Origin of the sequence: Rhodovulum marinum (assembly GCF_004343075.1) — a bacterium.
GTDB classification, from domain to species: Bacteria; Pseudomonadota; Alphaproteobacteria; order Rhodobacterales; family Rhodobacteraceae; genus Rhodovulum; species Rhodovulum marinum.
Window position 1 is genome coordinate 286,533 of the sequence record NZ_SLXP01000003.1, and the last position, 25,221, is coordinate 311,753.

Annotated in this window: 22 protein-coding genes; 8 read left to right on the top strand and 14 right to left on the bottom strand. The window is 67.9% G+C overall.

The features are described 5' to 3' along the window. Window positions 1-115 precede the first annotated feature (115 nt). Together EV662_RS07350 and EV662_RS07355 are read left to right on the top strand one after the other, a co-directional pair. Window positions 116-1,153, top strand: a complete 1,038-nt coding sequence (locus tag EV662_RS07350) for a flagellar motor switch protein FliG (protein WP_132461503.1) — start codon at window positions 116-118, stop codon at window positions 1,151-1,153. A 101-nt stretch (window positions 1,154-1,254) separates the two neighbouring features. After that, window positions 1,255-2,163, top strand: a complete 909-nt coding sequence (locus EV662_RS07355) for a lysophospholipid acyltransferase family protein (RefSeq protein WP_132461504.1) — start codon at window positions 1,255-1,257, stop codon at window positions 2,161-2,163. Here EV662_RS07355 and EV662_RS07360 read toward each other — a convergent pair. Continuing rightward, window positions 2,160-2,858 carry a DUF1223 domain-containing protein gene (locus tag EV662_RS07360; RefSeq protein WP_132461505.1) on the bottom strand — a complete coding sequence of 233 codons (699 nt, stop codon included), beginning with the start codon at window positions 2,856-2,858 and terminating at the stop codon, window positions 2,160-2,162. The genes EV662_RS07355 and EV662_RS07360 overlap by 4 nt on opposite strands. 222 nt (window positions 2,859-3,080) lie before the next feature. Between EV662_RS07360 and acnA the strand changes: the two genes are divergently transcribed. Continuing rightward, window positions 3,081-5,831, top strand: coding sequence for an aconitate hydratase AcnA (gene acnA, locus EV662_RS07365; RefSeq protein ID WP_132461506.1), 2,751 nt, complete (start codon window positions 3,081-3,083; stop codon window positions 5,829-5,831). A 245-nt stretch (window positions 5,832-6,076) separates the two neighbouring features. On the opposite strand, the gene EV662_RS07370 is transcribed toward acnA, so the two are convergent. The 9 genes from EV662_RS07370 to yajC all read right to left on the bottom strand — a co-directional run bounded on the left by EV662_RS07370 (window position 6,077) and on the right by yajC (window position 12,644). Beyond that, the gene (locus EV662_RS07370) at window positions 6,077-6,622 is read right to left on the bottom strand and encodes a DsbE family thiol:disulfide interchange protein (RefSeq protein WP_243695796.1); all 546 of its coding nucleotides are present in this window, start codon (window positions 6,620-6,622) and stop codon (window positions 6,077-6,079) included. Then, window positions 6,615-6,773, bottom strand: a complete 159-nt coding sequence (gene ccmD, locus EV662_RS07375; protein ID WP_132461507.1) for a heme exporter protein CcmD — start codon at window positions 6,771-6,773, stop codon at window positions 6,615-6,617. The genes EV662_RS07370 and ccmD overlap by 8 nt, the downstream gene beginning before the upstream one ends. Next, window positions 6,770-7,498, bottom strand: a complete 729-nt coding sequence (locus EV662_RS07380) for a heme ABC transporter permease (RefSeq protein WP_132461508.1) — start codon at window positions 7,496-7,498, stop codon at window positions 6,770-6,772. Before EV662_RS07380 ends, ccmD begins: the two co-directional genes overlap by 4 nt. A gap of 53 nt (window positions 7,499-7,551) precedes the next feature. Next, complete coding sequence (gene ccmB, locus EV662_RS07385) at window positions 7,552-8,208, bottom strand: heme exporter protein CcmB (protein ID WP_132461509.1); 657 nt, start codon at window positions 8,206-8,208, stop codon at window positions 7,552-7,554. Next, a complete protein-coding gene (gene ccmA / locus EV662_RS07390; RefSeq protein ID WP_132461510.1) occupies window positions 8,205-8,819 on the bottom strand; it encodes a heme ABC exporter ATP-binding protein CcmA in 615 nt (204 codons plus the stop codon). Before ccmA ends, ccmB begins: the two co-directional genes overlap by 4 nt. A 171-nt stretch (window positions 8,820-8,990) precedes the next feature. After that, a complete protein-coding gene (locus tag EV662_RS07395) occupies window positions 8,991-9,359 on the bottom strand; it encodes an Mth938-like domain-containing protein (RefSeq protein ID WP_132461511.1) in 369 nt (122 codons plus the stop codon). A gap of 302 nt (window positions 9,360-9,661) precedes the next feature. Then, window positions 9,662-10,633 (bottom strand): protein translocase subunit SecF, encoded by a 972-nt coding sequence (secF, locus tag EV662_RS07400; RefSeq protein WP_132461512.1) that lies wholly within the window; start codon window positions 10,631-10,633, stop codon window positions 9,662-9,664. Between the two features lie 10 nt (window positions 10,634-10,643). Beyond that, entirely contained in the window at window positions 10,644-12,305 is a 1,662-nt protein-coding gene (gene secD / locus EV662_RS07405) for a protein translocase subunit SecD (RefSeq protein ID WP_132461513.1), read from the bottom strand. A 6-nt stretch (window positions 12,306-12,311) separates the two neighbouring features. After that, the gene (gene yajC, locus EV662_RS07410; RefSeq protein WP_132461514.1) at window positions 12,312-12,644 is read right to left on the bottom strand and encodes a preprotein translocase subunit YajC; all 333 of its coding nucleotides are present in this window, start codon (window positions 12,642-12,644) and stop codon (window positions 12,312-12,314) included. Between the two features lie 135 nt (window positions 12,645-12,779). On the opposite strand from yajC, the gene EV662_RS07415 reads away from it, so the two are divergent. The 3 genes from EV662_RS07415 to EV662_RS07425 all read left to right on the top strand — a co-directional run bounded on the left by EV662_RS07415 (window position 12,780) and on the right by EV662_RS07425 (window position 15,580). Further along, window positions 12,780-13,496: a trypsin-like serine peptidase gene (locus EV662_RS07415; RefSeq protein ID WP_165915548.1), complete on the top strand. Its 717-nt coding sequence runs from the start codon at window positions 12,780-12,782 to the stop codon at window positions 13,494-13,496. A gap of 90 nt (window positions 13,497-13,586) precedes the next feature. Beyond that, window positions 13,587-14,879, top strand: a complete 1,293-nt coding sequence (gene serS / locus EV662_RS07420) for a serine--tRNA ligase (protein WP_132461516.1) — start codon at window positions 13,587-13,589, stop codon at window positions 14,877-14,879. Then, a complete protein-coding gene (locus EV662_RS07425; protein ID WP_132461517.1) occupies window positions 14,879-15,580 on the top strand; it encodes a hypothetical protein in 702 nt (233 codons plus the stop codon). Before serS ends, EV662_RS07425 begins: the two co-directional genes overlap by 1 nt. 45 nt (window positions 15,581-15,625) lie before the next feature. Here EV662_RS07425 and der read toward each other — a convergent pair whose 3' ends face one another. The 3 genes from der to EV662_RS07440 are packed head-to-tail and all read right to left on the bottom strand — an operon-like array spanning window position 15,626 to window position 19,158. Then, window positions 15,626-17,089 carry a ribosome biogenesis GTPase Der gene (der, locus tag EV662_RS07430; protein WP_132461518.1) on the bottom strand — a complete coding sequence of 488 codons (1,464 nt, stop codon included), beginning with the start codon at window positions 17,087-17,089 and terminating at the stop codon, window positions 15,626-15,628. A 49-nt stretch (window positions 17,090-17,138) separates the two neighbouring features. Continuing rightward, window positions 17,139-18,467: a PQQ-like beta-propeller repeat protein gene (locus EV662_RS07435; RefSeq protein ID WP_132461519.1), complete on the bottom strand. Its 1,329-nt coding sequence runs from the start codon at window positions 18,465-18,467 to the stop codon at window positions 17,139-17,141. Window positions 18,468-18,504: 37 nt separating this feature from the next. Next, window positions 18,505-19,158 (bottom strand): tetratricopeptide repeat protein, encoded by a 654-nt coding sequence (locus tag EV662_RS07440; RefSeq protein WP_132461520.1) that lies wholly within the window; start codon window positions 19,156-19,158, stop codon window positions 18,505-18,507. Window positions 19,159-19,391: 233 nt separating this feature from the next. Between EV662_RS07440 and EV662_RS07445 the strand changes: the two genes are divergently transcribed. Both EV662_RS07445 and EV662_RS07450 read left to right on the top strand, forming a co-directional pair. Then, entirely contained in the window at window positions 19,392-20,603 is a 1,212-nt protein-coding gene (locus EV662_RS07445; protein ID WP_132461521.1) for an efflux RND transporter periplasmic adaptor subunit, read from the top strand. Next, a complete protein-coding gene (locus tag EV662_RS07450; protein WP_132461522.1) occupies window positions 20,600-24,178 on the top strand; it encodes an efflux RND transporter permease subunit in 3,579 nt (1,192 codons plus the stop codon). The genes EV662_RS07445 and EV662_RS07450 overlap by 4 nt, the downstream gene beginning before the upstream one ends. Window positions 24,179-24,200: 22 nt before the next feature. On the opposite strand, the gene EV662_RS07455 is transcribed toward EV662_RS07450, so the two are convergent. Further along, on the bottom strand, window positions 24,201-25,049 hold the full coding sequence (locus tag EV662_RS07455; protein ID WP_243695803.1) for a sulfite exporter TauE/SafE family protein: 849 nt from the start codon (window positions 25,047-25,049) through the stop codon (window positions 24,201-24,203). Window positions 25,050-25,221: the final 172 nt, after the last annotated feature.

Here is a 25,221-nt window from a genome sequence, read left to right on the forward strand (position 1 = left end):
GGCGCGGGATATCCCCGCGCCGTTTTTTGTCGCAAGGGGTCCGTCCCGCGCAGTGATGCTAACCCCGACTTAACGCTCATCGTCCAGTCTGCCGCCATCGCAGACGGAGCGCCCCTTGGACACCCTCACCCCGAACCTTCCCGGCCATATCCGCTCGACCGCGACGCTGACACGGCGGCGCAAGGCGGCGATCATCGTGCGGCTGCTGCTGAGCGAGGGAATCACCCTGCCGCTGGGCGATCTGCCCGCCTCGCTGCAAACCAGCCTCGCCGACGAAATCGCCGGGCTTCGCTATATCGACGCGCCCACGCTCGAGGCGGTGGTTTCCGAATTCCTCGCAGAACTCGAACAGGCCGGCCTCGCCTTCCCGGGCGGGATCGACGGCGCGATCGAACTGCTGGGCGAACATCTCAGCCCCGAGGCCGCCGCGGCACTTCAGGCCCAGCATGCCGGCGAGCGTCCGCCCGACCCTTGGGTGCTGCTGGCCGAACAGGAACCCGGGAAACTGGCCGACCTTCTGCTGGGCGAAAGCCCCGAGGTGGCCGCCGTGGTGCTGGCCAAGCTGCCCAGCCAGGTCTCGGCGGCCGCACTGGGCCAGATGCCCGGCCCCCAGGCCCGCCGCATCGCCTTTGCAATCTCGCGCACCTCGGCGGTGCCGCCCGCCGCGATCGGCCGCATCGGCAACGCGCTGGCCCGGCGCGTGCTGGATGCGCCGGTTCGCGCCTTCGAATCGCCGCCCGAGAAACGCATGGGCGCGATCCTCGACGCCGCCCCGGCCGCCACCCGCGATGATGTGCTTCAGGGGCTGGCCGAAACCGACGCAGAGCTTGCCGAACGGGTGCGCCGCGCCGTCTTCACCTTCGCCGATATCCCGGCCCGCCTGGCCCCGCTCGACGTCCAGGCGCTGACCCGGACGGTGGACCAGCCCGTGCTGGTCACCGCGATGGCCGGCGCCGACGAAAAGAACGAGGCGACGGTCGACTTCATCCTGTCCAACATGTCCCAGCGCATGGCCGGGCAGCTGCGCGAAGAGATTTCCGAACGCGGCACGCCCACCACCGAAGAGACCGAGGCCGCGATGTCCGAGATCACCGCCGCGCTGCGCGGGCTTGAGGCCGCCGGAGAAATCACGCTCAAGGCCGGCGGCGGCTGACCGCCCCCCGCCGCCCGGGCCGCGCTTGTGATCCGCTGGGCGCGGATTTATGTCTGCCTGCGCGGCAGGCGGGACAGAAACGGGGCGACGGAACCGGACCGATGGGCAAACGCGACCGGAGCAGGGGCGGACCGGCCGCCTGGGTGATCGACCGGGCGATCCGCGCGGTCATCGGGGTAGCGCGCGCCCTGCCCTATGACAGCCGCGTCCGTTTCGCGGGCTGGGTCACGCGCAGCATCGTCGCGGGGCCCGCGGGTTACCTTGCCCGCGCCGAGGAGAACCTGTCCCTGATCTGGCCCGGGATGCCCGCCGCCGAGCGGCGGCGCATCGCGCGCGCGGTCGCCGACAATGCCGGTCGCACCTTGATCGAGAACTATTCCACCGCCGAATTCCTGGACCGGATGGCCCGCATGCCCCCCCGCGGACCGGGCCTCGCCGCGCTGGAAGAGGCCCACGCCGCCGGGCGCCCGGTGATCCTGGTGACCGGGCATTTCGGCAATTACGAAGCCGCGCGCGCCGCCCTGGTCGCCCGCGGGCTGCCCATCGGCGGGCTGTATCGGCCGATGCGCAACCGCTACTTCAACGCCCATTACGTGCGCACGATGGAGGCCTTCGGCGGGCCGGTCTTTCCGCAGGGCCGGCGCGGCACCGGCGGCTTCGTGCGCCACCTGAAAGCGGGCGGCATCCTGGTCTTGCTGATCGACCAGCACAATGCCCGCGGCGCGACGCTGCGCTTTCTCGGTCAGCCTGCGCGCACCGCGCTGTCGGCCGCCGAACTTGCACTCCGCTACGACGCGGTGCTTGTTCCGTTCTACGCGACACGGCAGGCCGATGGCCTCGGCTTCGACATTGACCTCGAAGCGCCGATCCCCCCGGGCACGCCCGAGGCGATGACCCAGGCGCTGAACGACAGCCTCGAGGCACGGGTCCGCGCCCATCCCGAACAATGGTTCTGGATTCACCGGCGCTGGAAAGCGGACCGGCCCCGCCGCGGAAAGCCCGCCGCCTAGCGCAACCGGGCCGCGGCCAGGATGCGGCCCGGCCCCGCCTTTTGCACCAGCGCAACGATGGGCTCTTCGCCCTCGGTCTGTACCGAAACGACCAACGGTTTCGCCCCGTCCCACCGCGCGACCGCCTTCCAGACATCGACGATGTTCGTGTAATGGAAGGTGTGCCCGGCATTCTCGCCCCGGGTGATGCTCACCTCTTCGGAGGGCCGGTAGCGGACCACCTGCAACACAACGTCTTCCTCGAACACGGTCTGCGACAGCGCACGGATCGTCACGGTGTCGCCGTCGCGCTCCATCGTCAGCGTTACCGGGCTGCTCACGCCTTGGTGGGATTCGATCAGCCGGGCCAGGTCCATCGGGCGATAGCCCACGACGTGATCCTGCCCCCCCACGACCATTTGCGGGGTATAGACCGACCGCTGTCCGGCGGCCCGGGCATAGGCCTTCTGGCGGCGGGTGAACGCCGGATCGGCAAAGACATCCTTCCACCCGATATAGTCCCAGTAATCGACATGCAGGGCCAGCGGGATCACGTCATCGCGCTTGGCCAGTTCCGCCATCAGCGCATCCGCCGGCGGACAGGACGAACAGCCCTGCGAGGTGAACAATTCAACCACCACCGGCCCGCTATCCGCCCGCGCCACACCCGCAAGCACCATCCATGCCGAAATCAGAACGGTGATGAGTGTTCGCATGGCCCCTGCCCTGTAGTCCCTTCGCCCGACCTTCCTACAGAACCCGCCGCCCCCCTGCCAATCAAGGATTCGGGAGTTCGCCGTGCGCATTGGCCGCCATGGCTCGACCCCTCTGTGCACTACGGTATACAAAAAAATACCGCGCCCTCTTGATCGCCTGCCGCCGTTAGGGCAAGAGCGTTCCCGAGAGAGATGCGCTTCAGCCATGGAGGCCGACCCCAGATGCCGATCACCGTTGGACAGGACACCGCCAAGACCCGCCGCACGCTGACCGCCGGCGGCGCGACCTATGCCTATTATTCCATCCCGGCGGCCGAGGCCGCGGGGCTGGGCGATTTCACCCGCCTGCCTGCCGCCCTAAAGGTGGTGCTGGAAAACCTGCTGCGGTTCGAGGACGGCAAGACCGTCACCGTCGAGGACATCAAGGCGTTCTCCGACTGGGCCGCGAATGGCGGCCAGTCCCCGCGCGAGATCGCCTATCGCCCGGCCCGCGTCCTGATGCAGGACTTCACCGGGGTGCCGGCGGTCGTCGACCTTGCCGCGATGCGCGACGGGATCGTGGCGCTGGGCGGCGACGCGCAGAAGATCAACCCGCTGAACCCGGTCGACCTGGTGATCGACCACTCCGTGATGATCGACGAATTCGGCAACCCCCGCGCCTTCCAGATGAACGTGGACCGCGAGTACGAGCGCAATATCGAACGCTACACCTTCCTGAAATGGGGCCAGAACGCGTTCGACAATTTCCGCGTCGTCCCGCCGGGAACCGGCATCTGCCACCAGGTGAACCTGGAATACCTGGCCCAGACGGTCTGGACCGACACCGACCAGGCCGGCGAAACGGTCGCCTACCCCGACACGCTGGTCGGCACCGACAGCCACACCACCATGGTCAACGGGCTTGGCGTGCTGGGCTGGGGCGTGGGCGGCATCGAGGCCGAGGCCGCGATGCTGGGCCAGCCCGTGTCGATGCTGATCCCCGAGGTGGTGGGCTTCAAGCTGACCGGCGCCATGGTCGAAGGCACCACCGCCACCGACCTGGTGCTGCGCGTGGTCAAGATGCTGCGCGACAAGGGCGTGGTGGGCAAGTTCGTCGAATTCTACGGTCCGGGGCTCGATCACCTGCCGTTGGCCGACCGGGCGACCATCGCCAACATGGCCCCCGAATATGGCGCGACCTGCGGCTTCTTCCCGATCGACGACGAAACCCTGCGCTACCTGCGCCAGACCGGCCGCGACGAGGGCCGCGTGGCATTGGTCGAAGCCTATGCCAAGGAAAACGGCCTGTGGCGGACGGCCGATTACGACCCGGTCTACACCGATACGCTGGAACTCGACATGGGCACCGTGGTCCCCGCGATCTCGGGGCCGAAACGGCCGCAGGATCACACCCCGCTGGACCAGGCCGCCGACAGCTTCTTCCGTGTCGTGTCCGAATACCGCGGCGAGGATGAAAGCGCCGCCGCCCACGCCATGGAATCCGAAGGGCCCACCCCCGATGCGCTGGTCGACCCGCGCAAATCCGCCAAGGTCGAGGGCCAGGATTATGACCTGCGCGACGGGTCCGTGGTGATCGCCTCGATCACCTCCTGCACCAACACCTCGAACCCCTACGTGATGATCGGCGCGGGGCTTGTCGCGCGCAAGGCGCGCGCCCTTGGCCTGACGCGCAAGCCCTGGGTCAAGACCTCGCTCGCTCCCGGCTCCCAGGTGGTCAGCGAATACCTGGAGGCGGCGAACCTGCAAGAGGATCTCGACGCGCTGGGCTTCAACCTCGTGGGCTATGGCTGTGCCACCTGCATCGGGAATTCGGGACCATTGGCCGAGGAAATCTCGAAAACGATCCACGACAACGATCTGATCGCGACCAGCGTGCTGTCGGGCAACCGCAACTTCGAGGGCCGCATCAGCCCGGACGTGCGGGCGAACTACCTCGCCTCGCCGCCGCTGGTGGTTGTCTACGCCATCGCGGGCGACATGAATATCGACCTCACCCGCGACCCGATCGGCACCGACAAGGACGGCAACGATGTCTTCATGAAGGACATCTGGCCGACCCAGAAGGAAATCGCCGAACTGGTGGAACAGACCGTCACCCGCAACGCCTTCCAGTCGAAATACGCCGACGTGTTCAAGGGCGACGAGAAATGGCAGGCGGTCGAGACCACCGACAGCCAGACCTATGACTGGCCCGCCACCTCGACCTATGTGCGCAATCCCCCCTATTTCCAGGGGATGGGTATGGAACCGGGCGAAATCACCGATATCGAGGGCGCCCGGTCGCTGGCGATCCTGGGCGACATGGTGACGACCGACCACATCAGCCCGGCCGGCAGCTTCAAGGATACCACGCCCGCAGGCCGTTACCTGACCGAACGCCAGGTGCCCCAGCGCGAGTTCAACTCCTACGGCTCGCGGCGCGGCAACCACGAAGTGATGATGCGCGGCACCTTCGCCAATATCCGGATCCGCAACGAGATGCTTTCCGGCGTCGAAGGCGGCTATACCAACGGACCCGATGGCAACCAGACCTCGATTTTCGAGGCGGCGATGGCCTGGCAGGACAAGGGCGTGCCGCTGGTGGTGATCGGCGGCGAACAATACGGCGCGGGCTCCTCGCGCGACTGGGCCGCCAAGGGCACCGCGCTTCTGGGGGTCAAGGCCGTGATCGCCGAAAGCTTCGAGCGTATCCACCGGTCCAACCTGGTCGGCATGGGGGTGATTCCCTTCGAATTCACCGGCGGCGACACCCGCAAGACGCTGGAACTTACCGGCGAGGAAACCTTCTCGATCTCGGGGCTTGCGGGCGACCTGAAACCCGGCGCCGAAGTGCCCTGCACGATCACGCGCGCCGATGGCAGCGAGACGACGATCACGCTGAAATGCCGAATCGATACCGCCATCGAGAAGGAATATGTCGAGCATGGCGGCGTGCTGCACTACGTGCTGCGCAACCTCGCCCGCGCCGCCTGATCACGGCCTCCGCCGAGAAACGAACGCCCCTGTCTTTACCGACAGGGGCGTTTGCGTGATTGGAACGGAATGTTCCCAGCACCGGCGCCGACGGGTTCTTCTGAATGGCGCGTCGGGCGGCTATCGTCCGGGCATGTCAGGATAAGTCTAAATCCGACGGTTCTTTTCAATGCCGTGCTTCGAGGCGGTCGCGTTCATCGCGTTGCTTCACGGCGTGGCCTGAGCGACCCGACCGCGATCCGCGATCACTGTGCCGAAGCGGCCTCGATGGCCGGGCGCAGGGTCTTGGCAACCACTTCGGGTGTCAGCGGCCCGGGATGGCGCAGAACGACCTGGCCTTTCCCGTCCACCACGAAGGTTTCCGGCACCCCATAAACCCCCCATTCGATCGCGGCCCGCCCCGCGGGATCGGCCGCGATCGCGGCATAGGGGTTTCCAAGCTGGTCCAGGAACCGCATCGCGTTCGCCGGCTTGTCCTTGTAGTTGACGCCGTAGATCGTGACGCCGTCCTCGGCCAGCGTCTCGAGCACCGGGTGCTCGTCCCTGCACGGCCCGCACCAGCTGGCCCAGAAATTCACCAGCGTCACCCCCCCCTCGCGCAGGTCCGCATCGCCGAACGTGACCCCCTCCAGCGGTTCAACCGCCAGCACCGGCGCGGGTTTGCCGATCAGCGTCGAGGGCAGCGCGTTCGGATCGTCACGGCTGACACCGATGAAGAACAGCGCCGCCAGGCCGAGAAAGATCAGCGGTGGCAGGAACATCAGGAACGAGACGCGTTTCTTCTCAGCCATCGGATTTCCTGCGGGATTCAACCTCTTCCAGCTGGCGCCGGATCTTCGCACCGCGCCACAGCGACAAGGCGATCAGGCCCGCCAGCAACACCAGCGAGATCGCATAGGACGACAGCACCGCAGAGGCGTATTTTCCAAGATCGGGGATCATGCCATCCGCTCCCGCGCGACCAGCGCCTTGATCCGGCGGGCGCGAATTTCGGTCCGCGTGCGCACCAGAACCAGCGCGATGAACAACAGAACGAAGCCGGCCAGACAGATCAGCAAGGGCAGCCAATAGACATTGGCAATGTTCTCTTCCTTGTCCAGCGACAGCGTCGCCCCCTGGTGCAACCCCTGGTTCCAGAAATTCACGGCATAGCGGCTGAGCAGTGCGAAGACCGACCCCACGATGCACAGCACACTGGTCAGGTCGGCGGCGGCGTCGGGGTTCTCGATCGCTTCCCAAAGGGCGATATAGCCGAGGTAGAACAGGAAAAGGATCAGGAACGCGGTCAGCCGCGGGTCCCAGGCCCAGTAGGTGCCCCACATCGGTTCGCCCCAGATGGCGCCCGTGACCAGCGCGATCAACGTCATGGTCAAACCCACGGGCGCGGCGGCGCGCGCGGCCAGCGCGCTGACATGGTGGCGCCGGACCAGCCAGATCAGCGAGGTGACCAGCATCATCACCCAGGCGTTGATCGCCATCATCGCCGAGGGCACGTGCAGGTAGATGATCTTGACCGTCGAGCCGAAATTCACGGCCTCGGGCGTCAGGAAGAAGCCCCAGACCAAACCGACCGCAAGCGACAGCACCGTAAGCCCCCAGACCAGCGGCAGCACCGCGGCCGAGGTCTGCATGAACTTCTGCGGATTGGCATATTCCCAAAGCGACATGAGCGTTTCCTAGTCGGCTTTTCCAGTGGTCTCAACTGAATAGCGCGTGAACACTAGCGCAGGTTGATGCGGATCGCCGCGGCCGCGGCAAACGGCAACAGCGCGAGCGTGGCAAGCGTGATGCCCGCAAGCATCAGCACCGGCGTCGTGGTGGCCAGGCCGTCGGCACCGCGGCCCACCGTTTCGGCACCGAAGATCAGCGTGGGCACGTAAAGCGGCAGCACCAGAAGCGACAACAGCAACCCCCCGCGTTTCAGCCCCACCGTCAGCGCCGCCCCGAAGGTGCCGATCATCGACAGCGCGGGCGTGCCAAGGGCCAGGCTGAGAACAAGCCAGCCATAGGCCGCCGGCTCCAGGTTCATCAGAAGGCCGAGGCCCGGCGCGGCCAGCGTCAGCGGCAGACCGGTGGTGACCCAATGCGCCGCAGCCTTCATGGCGACGACGCCCTCCAGGGGGATCGGCGCGGTTGCCAAAAGGTCGAGCGAGCCATCTTCGTAATCGAGCGCGAAGATCCGGTCGAGCGAAAGCAGGCAAGCCAGCAAGGCCCCTACCCAGAGGATACCCGGCGCGATGACCGACAGGATGGTGCTTTCGGGGCCGACGCCAAAGGGAACAAGCACCACCACGATCAGGAAAAAGGCCAGCCCCAGCCCGAAGCCGCCACCGGCCCGGATCGCCAGCGCGAGGTCGCGCGACAGCAGCGCGATCATGCGAAGGCCTCGTCGAAATGGCCCAATGCGCGCGGTTTGGCCTTGAACGGCGTGACATCCAGTTCCTCGGCCTCGAAGCCCAGGTGGATATGGGTGGCGATCAGCGCGGCGCCGCCCCCGCGCAGATGCCGCGCAACGGCCTGCCCGAACAGCGCGACCGAGGCGGTGTCGAGCGAAACGGTGGGTTCGTCCAGCACCCAGATCGGCCGGCCGGTGACCAGCAATCGCGCCAGCCCCAGGCGGCGCTTTTGCCCCGCCGACAGGTTCTGCGCCTGGCGCTGGGCAAGATCGCGCAGGGCGAATTCGTCCAGCGCGCGGTCGATGCCGCGGGTGCCGAACACCCGGGCCCAGAAGCGCAGGTTCTCCTCGACGGTGAGCGTCGCCTTGAGTCCGTCGGCATGGGCGGCATAGGCCATGGTCTCGGGCGGGGCCGAAATGCGGCCCGCAAGCGGCGGCTGAAGGCCGGCAAGGGTGCGCAAAAGCGTCGTCTTGCCGATCCCGTTCGGGCCGCGCAGCAACAGCGCCCGGCCGCCGCGAAGCGTGAACCCGACACCTTCGAGCACCGGCACGCCACCGCGGGCGCAGGCGAGGTCTTGCACCGTCAGTTCCATGGGCCATCGCATAGCCGATCGCCGGGCGGCCGGAAAGCCGGAAAGCCGCGGCAAGGGGCGCTCCCGCCCCCGGACCGCACGGGGCTTCGCCCCGCTTGCCCGGCGTTGGGCGTGGCCGCGCGCGTGCCGCGCGCGGCGCCTCCGGCGGGCGTATTTGGACAAGGAGAAGCGTCAGGCAGGCAGCGCCGTGACCGGCACGAGGGCTACGGCGACGCGGCGCCTTTCGGCGAGCAGGACGTTGTAGCCGCGCGCCGCCGAGGGGCTGGACATGAGTTCGACGCCCAGGCCGGCCTCTTCGAGACGGGCCTGAAGCCCGCCCGGCAGCGGCGTCAGCGTGTCACCGGTGCCGACCAGCAGAACATCGACGCGCCCGGCAAGCGCCATCAGGGGCGCGGCGTCGGTGACACCGGCCCAGGGCCGCACCATGCCTTCGGCGACGATCACCGCGCCTTCGTGCACCACACCGGCAACGCGGAAGAAGCCCGGGCCGTAGCCGTCGACGGGCAGGCCCTCGGGCAGGTGCATTTCGGTCAGGCGCATCGCTGTCTCCTGTCAGTCGACGGGCGGCGGATCGCCCCGGATCGCAGCCGCAATACTGGCATGGGCCGCGCCCGGGTAAAACCTTTCCCGGGACGATATGAACCGCCGCTGGCCGATCGACAGCATGGCGACGCGAGGCCCGGCGGGAGTCACCGAAAGCACCAGGGCCGGCGGCACGGAAACGGATCTCCACCGGCGGATCGTCGCGTTGCCGATTCCGGTAACGCCCTCAAAAAGCAACCGGCCGCGCAGGCGCGCACCGGCCAGCCAATCCCGGCGCCGCCCGCACCGCGCCGACCGCCTCAGGTATCGGCAGTCGCGAATTGCGTACCCGCCCCGCCATCCTGGTCCTTCGACCAGTCGCGCTTGACCCCCAGCATCAGCAGGATGTTCGAGGCCACGAACACCGAGGAATACGTGCCCACCAAGACCCCCCAGATCATCGCGAAGACGAAGCCGCGGATCACGTCGCCCCCCAGCACGATCAACGCGATCAGCGCCAGCAGCGTGGTGAACGAGGTCATCATCGTGCGTGACAGCGTTTCGTTGATCGACAGGTTCAGCAGATCCTGCAATTCCATGCGTTTGTACTTGCGCAGGTTTTCGCGCACCCGGTCGAACACCACCACGGTATCGTTCAGCGAATAGCCGACGATGGTCAGCAGCGCGGCGATGATCGCCAGGTCGAACCGGATTTGCAGCAGCGCGAAGACACCGATCGTCAGCGTGACGTCATGGATCAGCGCGATCACCGCGCCCAGGCTGAACTGCCATTCGAAGCGCAGCCAGATATAGACCAGCACCGCAAAGATCGACAGCGCCACGGCCAGGATCGCGGTCTGCACCAGTTCGCCCGACACCTTGGGCCCGACGCTTTCCACCGACGGGAAGGTGATCGAGGGGTCCACCCCTTGCAAGGCGGCCTCGACCGCGTTGATCGTTTCCGGCGTGACGCTCTCCTCGCCGTCCTGGGCCTGGATACGCACCTGGGCCACGTTCTTCTCGGGGCCGAAACCGGGGTCGAACACCTCGGAAATCGCCACATCGCCCAGATTCAGTGCCGCAAGCGCATCGCGATAGGCGCCGACATCGACGGGCTGGGTGCTTTCGGTACGGATCGTTGTGCCGCCACGGAAGTCGATCCCGTAATTCAACCCCATCACGAAGAACAGGATCACCGAGGCCACCATCGCCACCATAGAGGCGCCGAAGGTCACCCTGGAGAACCGGAAGAAGTTCCAGTTCGTGTCGGAGGGGACGAGTTTCAGTCGCATGTGTCTTCCCTCACACGGTGATGGTCTTGGGCCGGCGGCGTTCCATCCAGATCACGATCATCAGCCGCGTGACGTAGATCGCGGTAAAGACCGATGTCAGGATCCCCAGCCCCAGCGTCACCGCGAATCCCTTGACCGGACCCGACCCCATGGCGAACAGGATCGTCGCGGTGATGAAGGTGGTGATGTTGGCATCGAAGATCGCCGATAGCGCGCGCTCGTATCCCAGTTCGATCGCGCGGGCCGGGCCGCGGGCCGACTTCAGTTCTTCGCGAATGCGTTCGAAAATCAGAACGTTGGCGTCGACCGCCATGCCGATCGTCAGCACGATCCCGGCGATGCCGGGCAAGGTCAGCGTCGCACCGATCAGCGACAGCAGGCCGAAGATCAGCCCGACATTCACGATCAGCGCGATATTGGCGAACAGCCCGAACAGGCCATAGCTGGCCCACATGAAGCCCAGCACCGCCACAAAGGCCACGATGCACGCGATCTTGCCGGCTTCGATACTGTCGGCGCCCAGTTCCGGCCCGATGGTCCGCTCCTCGAGGAACACGAGTTCGGCCGGAAGCGCGCCCGCGCGCAGCAGGATGGCCAGCTGTGTGGACTCCTCGACCGTGAAATTGCCGGTGATCTGGCCCGACCCGCCCAGGATCGCCTCGCGGATCACCGGGGCCGAGATCACTTCGTCATCCAGAACGATGGCAAACGGGCTGCCCACGTTTTCCTGGGTATACTGCCCGAACTTGCGCGCGCCCGCCGGGTTGAACCGGAAGGTGACCGAGGGCTGGCCATTCTGGTCAAAGGCCGGCTGCGCGTCGGTCAGTTCCTCGCCCGAGACGACGGGCGCCTTTTCCAGCACGTAATACACCCCGTCATCCTCGATGTCGGGATACAGCACGTTGCCCGGGCCCGGGGATTCGTTGGGGTTGTCGGTACGCGAAACCACCGGCTGGAAGGTCAGCCGCGCGGTGGTCCCGATCAGCGCCTTGAGTTCCTCGGCCGACCCGATGCCGGGCACCTGGATCAGGATGCGGTCCGCGCCCTGCCGCTGGATCGTCGGTTCACGGGTGCCGACCTCGTCGACACGGCGACGCACGATCTCCAGCGATTGCTGGATCGTGCGGTTGTCGGTGGCCAGACGCTCGGCCTCGGACAGCTGCACGATCACAAGATCGCCCTCGCCCCGCACCTCGATATCGGAACTGCCCACCCCGGTCAGGGTCACGGTGGGGCGCGCCAGATCGCGCACCGCGGCCAGCGCCGCCTCCATCCCCTCGGGGCGCGCGATGCGCACATGCAATTCGCCCGGCGGGGCATCGACCCGGCGGATCGGGCCGACCGCGTCGCGCTGTTCGCGCAACGTATCGCGCACCTCGGGCCACATCCCGTCCATGCGATCGGCATAGACATCGGCGACCTGCACCTCGGCCAGCAGATGCGCACCGCCGCGCAGGTCCAGGCCCAGGTTCACCAACCCGTTGGGCAGCCAGCCGGGCCATCCCGCCCGCTCGGCCGTCAGTTCAGGCGTCGCGCCCTGGAGCTCGATCGCCTTGGCGGCGTCATTGTGGCGCTCGACCCGCTCGTAGAACAGGTTGGGCATGGCCAAAGCCAGCCCGGCCAGCACCACCATCAGGATCGAAAGCCGTTTCCAAAGCGCGATCTGCAGCATCCGCGGTTACGCCTTCTCCGCCGGCTCGGTCTTGTTGAGAACCTGCGCGATGGTGTGGCGCACGACGCGCACGCGGACATTCTCGGCGATCTCGATCTCGACCTCTTCGTCGTCCTTCACCTTCGAGATCTTGCCGATCAGCCCGCCCTGGGTGATCACCTGGTCGCCCCGCCGCAGCGCGTCGACCATGGCCTTGTGCTGCTTCATCTTTTTCTGCTGGGGCCGGATCAGCAGGAAATACATGATCAGGAAGATCAGGATCAGCGGAATGAAAGAGCCGAAGGCGCCAGCGGCCCCGCCTCCACCGGCCGCTTGCGCAAAGGCAGGCGTTGCAAACATCTTGTGATTCCCGTTTTGCGGGCGGTCGAACCGCCCGGTTCCTTGGTCGCGGCGCACCCTATTCGGTGGCCCCTGCCTTGGCAAGGCGAAGGCTTGCGGCTTCAAATGTCCCTCGATCCGGGGCATATCAAGAGGATGAAACGCGCAATTCGCCGCCTCGTGCTGCTGGCCGCCCTCCTGGGGGCCGAACCGCTGCCCGCCGAGCAGGCCCCGGTGCGCCTCAGCGATGCCGAGCATGTCCCCTGGCGCGCCATCGGCCGGATCAACGTTATCGGCTTCGACACGGGCGGCATGTGCACCGGCACGCTGATCGCCCCCGACCTGGTGCTGACCGCGGCGCATTGCCTGTTCGCGCTCAAGGCGCACCGGCTGGTCGAACCCGGACAGGTGCATTTCCTCGCCGGTTGGCTCAAGGGCGAATACACCGCGCATCGGACCGTCTCGGAAATCCGGCTACACCCCGAGTTCGACCAGAAGAAAGGCATAAATTTCCAAAGCCTGGCCAGCGATCTTGCAGTGCTTCGCCTGGCCGAACCGATCCCGCCCGAACAGGTGGCCCCGCTGCCCGCCGACCTGGCCGCACCCGACCGCGGGGCGCTGTCGCTGATCGGCTATCGCCGCGACCGGGCGAACGCGCTCAGCCGCCATAACGACTGCCGGGTGCTGAACCGCTGGCCCGGAATCCTGGGGCTGGACTGCGAGGTGGTTTTCGGTACCTCGGGCGCCCCCATCCTGGCCGAGACCCAGCGCGGCTGGCGGGTGATCGCGGTGGTCTCGGCCGGCAGCACCGGCCCGGGGCGGATTCGCACCGTCGCCGCGCGCCCCGACGCGGCCTTCCTCGCGCCCGAGTAGACCGTTCACCGATTCCCGGTTCACACCCCCGTGTGGCTGGGGCATACCGATGCCGAAATCGCCCAAGCCGACCCTGTCGAGGAATTCCCCATGCACGACATCCGCGCCGTCCGAGAAAACCCCGAAGCGTTCGACGCAGCCCTCGCACGCCGCGGGCTGGCGCCGGTCTCGGCGTCGATTCTCGCCATCGACGAGGCACGGCGCGCCCGGATCCAGGCCGCCGAAGAGGCGCAGGCCGCCCGCAACGCCGCGTCCAAGGAAGTCGGCGCCGCCAAGGCCAAGGGGAACGACGCGGAATTCGAACGCCTGCGCACACTGGTCGCCCAGAAGAAGGACGAGATCGCCCGGCTCGAGGAAGAGGCCAAGGCCGAAGACGCCAAGTTGCGCGACATTCTCATGGGGCTGCCCAACCTGCCGCTGGACGACATCCCCGACGGCGCGGACGAGGCCGGCAATGTCGAAATCCACCGCTGGGGCACCCCGCGCGATTTCGCCTTTGCGCCCAAGGAACATTTCGACCTCGCGGGCGTCCAGCCCGGCATGGATTTCGAAACCGCCGCCAAGCTGTCGGGGGCACGTTTCGTGGTGCTCAAGGGCGCCGTCGCCCGCATCCACCGCGCCCTGGCGCAGTTCATGCTGGACACCCATGTCACCGAAAACGGCCTGACCGAGGTCAACGCCCCCGTGTTGGTCCGCGAGGAAATGATGTTCGGCACCGGCCAGCTGCCCAAGTTCGGCGAGGACAGCTACCAGACACGCGAGGGCTGGTGGCTGATCCCCACATCCGAGGTGACACTGACCAACACGGTGGCCGGCGAAATCCTCGACGCGGCCGACCTGCCCCGCCGGATGACCGCCCATTCGCTGTGCTTCCGGTCCGAGGCCGGCAGCGCCGGCAAGGACACCCGCGGCATGCTGCGCCAGCACCAGTTCGAGAAGGTCGAGATGGTGTCCATCGTCCAGCCCGACCAGGGCCGCGCGGAGCTGGACCGGATGACCGCCTGCGCGCAGGGCATCCTGGAACGCCTGGGCCTGCCCTACCGCACCGTGGTGCTTTGCACCGGCGACATGGGCTTCGGCGCGCGCCGCACCCATGACATCGAGGTCTGGCTGCCCGGTCAGAACACCTATCGCGAAATCTCGTCGGTCTCGCTGTGCGGCGATTTCCAGGCCCGCCGGATGAACGCCCGGTTCCGCCCCGCGAGCGGCGGCAAGCCCGAATATGTTCATACCCTGAACGGCTCGGGCGTGGCGGTAGGCCGCTGCCTGATCGCGGTGCTGGAAAACGGCCAGCAGGAAGACGGTTCGGTCACGCTGCCCGACGCCCTGGCGCCTTGGCTCGGAGGCAAGACCACGCTGACACCCGAGGGGGTGTTGGCCTGATGGACCCGGTCAAGGCGATCTTCGTCTTCGTCGCGACGGTGTTCTTCGTGATGTCGCCCCTGATGTCGGGCGGTTTCTCGGGGTTCGATCCGGGCCAGTTCCCCATCCCGCAGGACGACCCGCCGGTGCAGCCCGCGGGCTATGCCTTCTCGATCTGGGGGCTGATCTATATCTGGCTGCTGGTTTCGGCCGGCGTGGGCCTTTTCCAACGCGCCCGCGACGAGACATGGGAACCCGCGCGCCTGCCGCTGTTCCTGTCGCTTGCGCCGGGCGCCGCCTGGATCGGGGTCGCGCAGATCTCGCCCGTCTGGGCCTCGGTCTTGCTGTGGTGGATGCTGGCCATGGCGCTCTGGGCACTCGCGCGCACCCCCTTCACCGATCGCTGGACGTTCCAGGCGCCGGTGGCGGTCTACGCGGGCTGGCTGACGGCGGCCAGCTGGGTGTCGGTGGGCCTGTTGGGCGCGGGCTATGGCCTGGTGTTCGGGCCGGTGGTCTGGGCGTTGATTGCGCTTGCGGGGGCGCTGGTCACCGGGGCGGCGGTGCTGTTGGCGCTCGACCGTGCGCCGGAATATGGCGGCGCGCTGGTCTGGGCGCTGGTGGGTGTGATCGTGGCCAATGCGACGACGACACCGCTGGTCGCCTTCGCCGCCATCGCGGGGGTGGTGCTGATCGGTCTGTTGACCGTGCGCACAGCCACCTGACACGCACTCTCGCCGGTTCCCGAAACGGGGCTTGCCCGCCGCGGCTTATCCGTCATGCGGTCCCTTGCCCAGGTGCTTTCGCAACCGCGAGGGCGTCTTTTTCTTCTTTCCCTTGAACGGGTTCTTGTCGCCCTGTCCACGGAAGGTCAGCCGGATCGGCGTGCCCGGCATGTCGAAATCCTCGCGCAACCCGTTCACCAGGTAGCGCCGATAGCTTTCCGGCAGCTTTTCGGGTAGCGACGCCATCACAACGAATCCCGGCGGCCGGGTCTTGACCTGGGTCATGTAGCGCAGCTTGATCCGGCGTCCGCCGGGCGCGGGCGGCGGATGCAACTCGGTCATGCCCGCCAACCAGCGGTTCAGTTTCGCCGTCGCCACACGGCGGTTCCAGACGGCATAGGCCGACATCACCGCGTCGTGCAGCCGGTCCAGACCGCGCCCCGTCAGCGCCGAAACGGTCACCAGCGGCGCGCCGCGCAACTGCGGCAAGGCGCGGGCGAATTCCTCTTTCAGTTCCTTCAGCTTGCCCTGCCGATCCTCCTCCAGGTCCCACTTGTTGACCGCGACGATCACCGCACGCCCCTCGCGCTCGGCCAGATCGGCGATCTTCAGGTCCTGGGTCTCGAACGGGGCCTGACCGTCCAGAAGGACGATCACCACCTCGGCGAACTTGATCGCGCGCAGCGCGTCGCCCACCGACAGTTTCTCGACCTTGTCTTGCACCTTGGCCTTCTTGCGCATCCCCGCCGTGTCGAAGACCCGCACCGGCGTGCCCTGCCAGTCCAGCGCCACCGAGATCGCGTCGCGGGTGATCCCGGCCTCGGGGCCGGTCAGCATCCGGTCCTCGCCGAGAATCGCGTTGACCAGTGTCGATTTCCCCGCGTTGGGCCGGCCCACGATGGCAACCTGCAGGGGTTTTGCCCGGGTCGGCACGCGGGGGCCGGTTTCCTCGTCGCCTTCCGCGACATCGACATCGGTCTCGGGCGCGGCTTCCTCGATCTCAAGGCTTTCGGCTTCTTCGACCAGCGGCGCCAGCGCGGCGTAGAGATCGCCCATCCCCTCGCCGTGCTCCGCCGAGATGCGCACCGGCTCGCCCAGGCCCAGGGCATAGGATTCCAGAACCCCCGCATCGGCCGCCGCCCCCTCGGCCTTGTTGGTGGCCAGAATCACCCGGGCGGATTTCCGGCGCAGGATGTCGGCAAACACCTCGTCGGCGGGCAGCACCCCCGCCCGCGCGTCGATCAGGAACAGGCAGGCATCGGCCATGCCGACCGCGCGTTCGGTCAGCTTGCGCATCCGGCCCTGCAGGCTTTCGTCGGTCGCCTCTTCCAGGCCCGCGGTATCGATGACCGTGAACCGCAGATCGCCCAGCCGCGCCTCGCCCTCGCGCAGGTCGCGGGTGACACCGGGCTGGTCATCGACCAGCGCCAGCCGCTTGCCGACGAGGCGGTTGAACAGCGTGGATTTGCCCACGTTGGGCCTGCCCACGATGGCGAGGGTGAAACTCATCTTGCACGTCTCCGGACGGATCAGGCCGCCCGCCTACACCAATCGCGGCTCAGCGGAAAGCGTGGAGTTGCCCGCGGGTCGAGACGACGTAAAGCGTGCCGCCCGCCACCACCGGCCGCGAGGCCGCCCCGCCCGGCAGTTCGACCGACCCAAGCTGGGCGCCGGATTCGGGGCTGAACGCGCGCATCAGGCCGTCATCGGACGCCACCCAAAGCCGCCCACCCGCCAGAACCGGGCCGTAATGGGCATAGACCGCCTTGCGCCGCTTGACCTTCTGCTTGGTGAAATAGGGCAGATCGACGGCCCAGACGGTTTCCCCGCTATCCGCATCCAGCCGGACAAGCTGGGCCTGGTCGGACACCAGGAACACCGCGCCGCCCACTGGCACCACGGCCCCGTAGGCGCCTTCCTCGGCAGTCCAGATCCGTTCGCCGGACGCTGCGTCAAGCGCCACCGCGCGGCCCGACTGGTTGCCGGTGTACAGCACATCGCCCGCGATCACCGGGTCGGCAACGATATCGGTCACCGTGGCATAGACGAACCCGCGCCGCTGCCCCGCAACCGAGGCCTGCCAGACCCGCACGCCCGACTGGCGCAGCGTCGCCACCAGTTCGGCCGATCCGAACGGGAACACCGCCAGCCGGTCGGACACCGCCGGTGCCGCCGCGCCCACCATCCCCGACGGCGCCGGCGTGCCCGGCAGCTGCCATTGCACGCGGCCATCCTCGGCGCGCACCGCCCAGGCGCGGCTGTCGCGGCTGACCACATAGACCATGCCGTCGCGATAGGTCGGCGCCCCGGTCACCGGCGCGTCGGTGCGCTGGGTCCACAACGTGGCCCCCGTGGCCGGGTCGAGCGCGACCAGTTCACCGAACCCCGTCGTCGCGAAAAGCCGCCCGTCGCCAAGGGCAAGCCCGCCGCCCGACGCATCCCGCGTGCGTTCCGAAGGCGGGGTCAGGTCCGCCGTCCACAGCACCGCGCCGCCGGTCGAAACCGCGCTGACGCGGCTTTGGGAATCAAGCGTGTAGACCGTGCCGCCGGCTACCACGGGGCTTGCGGTGATCCGGTGGCGCCGGGTGTTGCCCTGGCCGATGCTGGCCGACCAGACCCGCTGCGGCGTGGCCGACAGCGCCGCGTGTTCGGGCAGGTGCGCGGCGTTGCCACCGGGCTGGGGATGATCGGCGCGCGTCACCGGCGCCGGCAGCGTGATCGCGACCGACGCGGCCGCTTCGGCACCGTCCTCTGCCACACCGGCGCCTTCCAGGCCCAACGCCTCGCGCACGCCGAGCCGTTCGCCCGGGAGGATCAGCTCCTTCTGGCCACAGCCTGCCAAAAGCGCAAGCGCGGCCAGGGTTCCGACTGCATGAGCGAATTTCAACGCACGACCCTTTCGTCCAGGAATACCGCGCGGCGGCTCAGCCCTCGTCGGGCACGCCGCCGAGGGCCACAATCAACTGACTGGCCCGCTGACGCAAGCCCGCGCTGCTGCCTGCATCCTCGACCAGCGCGACAAGGTGGCCCAGCGCGGCCTCGGTGTTACCGGCGTCGATCTGCGCCAGCGCCATCTGCTCCAGCGCCAGCGGCCGATAGGGGCGCCCGGGCTCTGCCAACGGCGCCAAGGTTTCCAGCCGCGCCGCGGGGTCCGCGTCCCGCCCCTCGATCATCACCAGCTTCAGCGCCGCAAGCTGCGTATAGTGCAGCGGCAGCGACGCGTCGTCTGCCATCGCGCGCAGCGCCGCGGCGGCTTCGGCGGCGCCGGCGCCCTCGCCGGTTTCGCCCGCGGCCAGCAATGTCACCAGCGCCCGCGCCTCGCCCTCCACCGGCAGCGCCTCCAGCGCCCCGACCCGGGCCGCCGCGTCCGGCGCCTCCAGCGCGGCAAGGATGCCATCGCCCAGCGCCTGCGCCGCCGCCTCCTCGCGTGCGATGCGCCATTCCCGCCAGCTTGCCCCGCCCACCAGCACCAGCACCGCCAGCACCGCGATCCACCCGTACCGGCGCATCCAGGCGAAAAGCCGGTCGCGCCGCACCTCTTCGGTGACTTCCTCGATGAAACTGTCGGGGTTGCTCATGCTGCCTCGCTGGGGCGTTCCGCCGGTCGGCCGCGGCCGTTCCGGCCTCTCTTAGCGCAGTGAACGCGCCGTTGCCAAGCCCTGCGGCCGAACCCTGGTCAGACTTGAACGGAGAGAGGTTCCACTGTAATCTGAACCAATTGGTTCACCCGATTGCTACGGCCCCCACCTTGGCTGGGGCATCGGTGCGGAACGCCGCCGCCGCCGAAACCGACGAAAGAGGCAGAACCCGAATGCGTTGGATCTCGATGCTCACCGCGGTGCTGGTGACGCTGAGCCTCTATCTTTTACTGATGCAGCGCGACCGCGTGATGGCCTTCGCGGGGGCCGAGCCGGTGGCCGCGGACGTCCAGACACCCGCGACCGAGGCCGAACGGCGCGTCTCCGTCGTTGTGCAGAAAAGCGCGGCGCAACAGGTGCAGGGCGCGGTGCGCGTGCGCGGCGAAACCCGGGCCGCCCGCCAGGTCGAGGTGCGCGCCGAAACCAGCGGCCGGGTGATCTCGGAACCGCTGCGCAAGGGCGCCACCGTGGCCGAGGGCGACACGCTCTGCCGGCTCGATCCCGGGACGCGGGAATCGACACTGGCCCAGGCCGAAGCGGCCCTGGCCGAGGCCCGCGCGCGCCTGCCGGTCGCCCGCGCCACCGTCACCCAGGCCGAGGCCCAGCTTGACGAGGCCCGGATCAACGACCGTGCCGCGCGCCGTCTGGCCGAAGGCGGCTTTGCCTCGGACACCCGCGTCGCGGGCACACAGTCGGCGGTCAGCGCGGCAGAGGCGGCACTGGTCTCGGCGCAGGCCGGGCTCGAGACCGCGCAAACCGCGATCCGCACCGCCGAGGCGAATGTCGCGACCGCGCGCAAGGAAATCGAGCGGCTGACCATCACCGCCCCGTTCGCCGGGCTGCTGGACGACGACGCCGCCGAATTGGGCGCGCTGCTTCAGCCCGGCGCGCTTTGCGCGACCGTGATCCAGCTCGATCCGATCCACCTGGTCGGCTACGTGCCCGAAACCGAACTCGACCTGATCGAGACCGGCGCCCTGGCGGGCGGCCGCTTTGCCTCGGGCCGCGAGGTTATGGGTCGCGTGTCCTATGTCGCGCGCACCGCCGACGAGGCCACGCGCACCTTCCGCGTCGAAATCGAGGTCGAGAACGCCAAGGGCACGATCCGCGCCGGCCAGACCGTCGAGATCGGCATCGTCGCCCCGGCCGAAACCGCGCATCTGGTGCCGCAATCGGCCCTGACACTGGACGACCAGGGCCGCCTTGGCGTCCGGCTTGCCGATGACGGCGTCGCCCGCTTCGCCCCGATTTCCGTTCTGCGCGACACGATCGACGGGTTCTGGGTGACCGGCCTGCCGGACCTGGCCGAGGTGATCGTCGTCGGCCAGGAATTCGTGACCGACGGCGTGCCCATCGCCGTCACCTATCGCGAGACGCCCGAATGACCGGGATCATCGACTGGGCTGCCGCGCGGGCCCGCATGGTCGTGGCCTTCGTGATCCTGTCGATCGTGGCCGGCGCGCTTGCCTACGTGGAACTGCCGAAAGAGGGCGAGCCGGATATCGAGATCCCCGCGCTCTTCATCTCGGTGCCCTTCCCCGGCATCTCGGCCGAGGACGCCGAGAAGCTGTTGGTCAAACCCATGGAAACCGAGCTGTCGGACCTCGACGGGCTCGATTCCATGACCGCGACCGCGCGCGAGGGGTTTGCCGCCGTCGCCCTCGAATTCGAATTCGGCTGGGACAAGACCAAGATCATCGCCGACGTGCGCGACCGGATGAACACCGCCGAGGCCAAGTTCCCCGACGGCGCCGAGAAATACACGATCACCGAGATCAACTTCTCGGAATTCCCGATCATCATCGTGAACCTGTCCGGCCCGCTGCCCGAACGCACGCTGCTGCGCGTGGCGCAGGACCTGCAGGACCGTCTGGAAGGGCTGGAACCGGTCCTGGACGTGGCGCTGGCCGGCCATCGCGACGAGATGGTCGAGGTGACGATCGACCCGTTGCGGCTTGAATCCTACAACGTCACCGCGGGCGAATTGATCGAGGTCGTTCGCAACAACAACCAGCTGATCGCCGCGGGCGAGGTCGACGCGCCCGGCGGCACCTTCGCGGTCAAGATCCCCTCCTCTTTCGACGACGTGCAGGACGTCTACGCCCTGCCGGTCAAGGTGAACGGCGACCGCGTGGTGACGCTGGGCGACCTTGCGGAAATCCGGCTCACCTTCGAGGACCGGACGTCCACCGCACGGTTCAACGGCGAACCCACCGTCGCGCTTCAGATCGTCAAGCGGCGCGGTTTCAACATCATCGACACGGCCGACTTGATCCGCACCGAGGTCGACGCAGCCCGCGCCGCCTGGCCCGCCGACCTGCGCGAGGCGGTGATCGTCGGCACCTCGAACGACCAGTCCCACACCGTTGAATCGATGGTGCGCCAACTCGAAGGGTCGGTGCTGACCGCCATCGCGCTCGTGATGATCGTGGTGCTGGCGTTTCTCGGCACGCGCTCGGCCCTGCTGGTCGGCTTCGCGATCCCGACATCTTTCCTGTTGTGCTTCGTCCTGCTGGGCGCGATGGACGTGGCGGTCAACAACATCGTCATGTTCGGCCTGATCCTGGCCGTGGGCATGCTGGTCGACGGCGCCATCGTGGTGGTCGAATATGCCGACCGGCGCATCTCCGAAGGCACCGGGCCGATGCACGCCTTCGCCGAGGCCGCCAAGCGGATGTTCTGGCCCATCGTCAGCTCCACCGCGACGACGCTCTGCGCCTTTCTGCCGATGCTGTTCTGGCCGGGCGTCCCGGGCGAGTTCATGGGGATGCTGCCGGTCACGCTGATCTTCGTGCTCTCGGCCAGCCTCATGGTGGCGCTCGTGTACCTGCCGGTGGTGGGCGGCGTGGCGGGACGGTTCTCTCGGATCCTGTGGCGCGTCACCGCGCAGGTGCGCCCCTGGCCGATGGCCGCGCGCATCGCGCTGATGGCGGCGGGGCTGGGCCTGGCGTTCTTCGCCGCGATGCGGATGCTGAATCCCGCCTGGCCGGCGCCCTCGGCCGGGCCGCAGGGGCTGACCGATATCCTGCCCGGCGTGATCTTGTTCATGGGCGCACTGGTCCTGTGCTCGATCGGGGTCAACGCGCTGCGCCACCCGCGCAAGCAGCCCGTCAAGGCGGGCTACCGGCGCACGCCCGTTGGCCGGTTCATCATGTTCATCGTCGGCAACCCGGTGATGCCGCTGGTAGCCGTGGCGGGGGTTCTGGCCTTCGTCGTCTCGGTCTTCCTGTATTTCGGCAAGCACAACAACGGCGTCGAATTCTTCGTCGAAAGCGAGCCGGAGCAGGCCATCGTTTACGTGCGTGCCCGCGGCAACCTCTCGCTGGACGAGAAGGACGCGCTGGTGCGCAAGGCCGAACGCATCGTGCTGGCCGAACCGGGCGTGCGCAACGTCTTCGCCTTCGCCGGCGAGGGCGGGCTGAACCAGAACACCGGCGGCGCGAACCCGCCACTGGACACGATCGGACAGATCCAGATCGAACTGATCCCCTGGGACGACCGCGCCGACCGCCCCGATCTCGACGGGAACCTCGTGCTCGACCGCATCCAGGCCCGGTTGGCGGAACTGCCCGGCATCCGCACCGAGATCCTTGATCTCTCGATGGGCCCCGCCTCGGCCAAGCCCGTGCACCTGCGCCTCATGGGCGAGGACTGGGAGGCGCTGACCGCCGCCACCGAGAAAGTCATCGAAAAGTTCGAGACCACCGAGGGCTTGCGAGACCTCGAGGACACCCTGCCCCTGCCCGGCATCGACTGGCAGATCGACGTCGATGTCGAAGCGGCAGGCCGCTTCGGCGCCTCGGCCGCGACCGTCGGCGCGATGGTGCAACTGGTGACGCGCGGCATCCTGCTCGACACGATGCGCGTGCCCTCCTCGGACGAGGAGATCGACATCCGCGCCCGCCTGCCCGAAGGCGACCGGCTGCTGTCAACGCTCGACACGCTGAAGGTGCGCACCTCCGAAGGGCTGGTGCCGCTTTCGAACTTCATCACGCGGCAGCCGGTCGAAAAGTTGGGTCGGATCAACCGCGTCGACGGCACCCGCTATTTCGAGGTCAAGGCCGGCGTGGCCGACGGGCTGACCAATGCCGATGGCGCGCCGATCACCCCCACCGAACGCATCGCGCTGCTGACCGAGTGGCTCGACACCACCGACCTGCCCGCGGGCGTGACCTGGGAATGGACCGGCGACCAGGAAGACCAGGCGGAATCCTCGGCCTTCCTGTCCAAGGCGTTCGGCGCGGCGCTGGGGCTTATGTTCATCATCCTGCTGGCGCAGTTCAACAGCTTCTACAACGCGGTCCTCGTGCTTCTGGCTGTCGTGCTGTCCGCGACCGGCGTGCTGATCGGGATGATCGTGATGAACCAGCCGTTCTCGATCATTATGACCGGCACGGGGATCGTGGCGCTGGCCGGCATCGTGGTGAACAACAACATCGTGCTGATCGACACCTACCAGGAATACGCCCGCTACATGCCCCGGATCGAGGCCATCGTGCGCACCGTCGAGATGCGCCTGCGCCCCGTTCTGCTGACCACCGTCACCACCATGGCGGGTCTGTCCTCGATGATGCTGGGGGTCAGCTTCGACTTCCTCAACGGCGGCTACACCGTCGACAGCCCGACGGCGCTGTGGTGGAAACAGCTCGCCACCGCGGTGGTCTTCGGGCTGGGGATCGCGACGCTTCTGACGCTGGTCTTCACGCCGTCGCTGCTGGCGATCCGGGAATGGTTCTGGGCGGGCGTCTACGGCTCGTTCCGGCGGCTGCGGGCGGCATTGGGCGGCCCCGACAGTGCCGCCGCGCGGGAACTGGCGCTGAACCATGCCGCCCGCGGCATAGGCTCGCCGCAATTGCTGTGGTCGGACCTGCCCCCCGACTGCCCCGAACCGGGCGCCGACACCCTGCACCCCGACCCGACCGACGAGGGTGGGCGCCAGCCGCTGCGCGCGGCAGAATAGACACCGGATCGACCGGGCCGCGTCAGGCGAACAGGTAATACAGGCCGATCGCCGCGACGATCACCGCCATGACCGCCTGCAGGATGCCGTTGCGCAAGGCCCGGTTGACCTGCGGCCCAGACATGGCGCCGATGACCGTGCCGATCGCCAGCGGGATCAGCAAACCGACATCGATCTGCGCCCCCAAGGCCACGAAATTCCCGATCGACATCACCAGCGCGATACCGATGGCGATCGCCGCGGTGGCCGGGATGATGTGCATCGGCATCCCCAGCACGGCCACCATGTAGGGCACCAGCAGAAAGCCGCCCCCCACGCCGAAGATCGAGGCGGCCATCGCGATCCCCGCCCCGGCCAGAAGCGGCGACCAGACCGGGATGCGGAACCGGCTGTCACCATAGTCGAACGACAGCGCCCCGCCCGAGAACCGGGTGCCCGTGACCGCCAGTCCCGGCACGGGGCCGGCCGGGGCACCCGCCACGGGCGCCGGGTTGCCGCCTCGGTACAGGGTCCAGGTGATCTGCGCGGCGATGGCCAGCGTCAGCCCCCCGAAAAGCGGCCGGAACGCCGTCATGTCCGACAGGTAAAGCGTGGACAGCGTACTGCCCAGATAGGCACCGACCAGCCCGCCGCCGCCCAGCATCAAGCCCAATGGCCAGACCAGCGCCGAGCGGCGCAGATAGCGCGGCACGAAGATCAGTACCGCCGTCAGAACGATGATCTGCGTCATCGGCTTGACGCTGTTCGGCTCGGTCACACCGAACAGCGTGATAAGCCCGAACGAGGTCAGGATGCCGCCCGCCGCCCCGATCGAGGAAAAGACACCCCCCGCGAAGACGCCCCAGCCCAGGCACGCCATGAACATCAGCATGTCCACGCCATTCCCCTTCCCCGCCTCGCCCGGCGCCCCCGCGCGGCCCGGGTGCGTTCCCTGCCCTTGCAGCGCGGGTCCGCAGCCCCTGGCCACGGCCACACGACGCCCCGCGCATCATTGGTATCACGGAACGCCAAGACAACCTTTTTCGTCCCGAACCGGCGCCGCC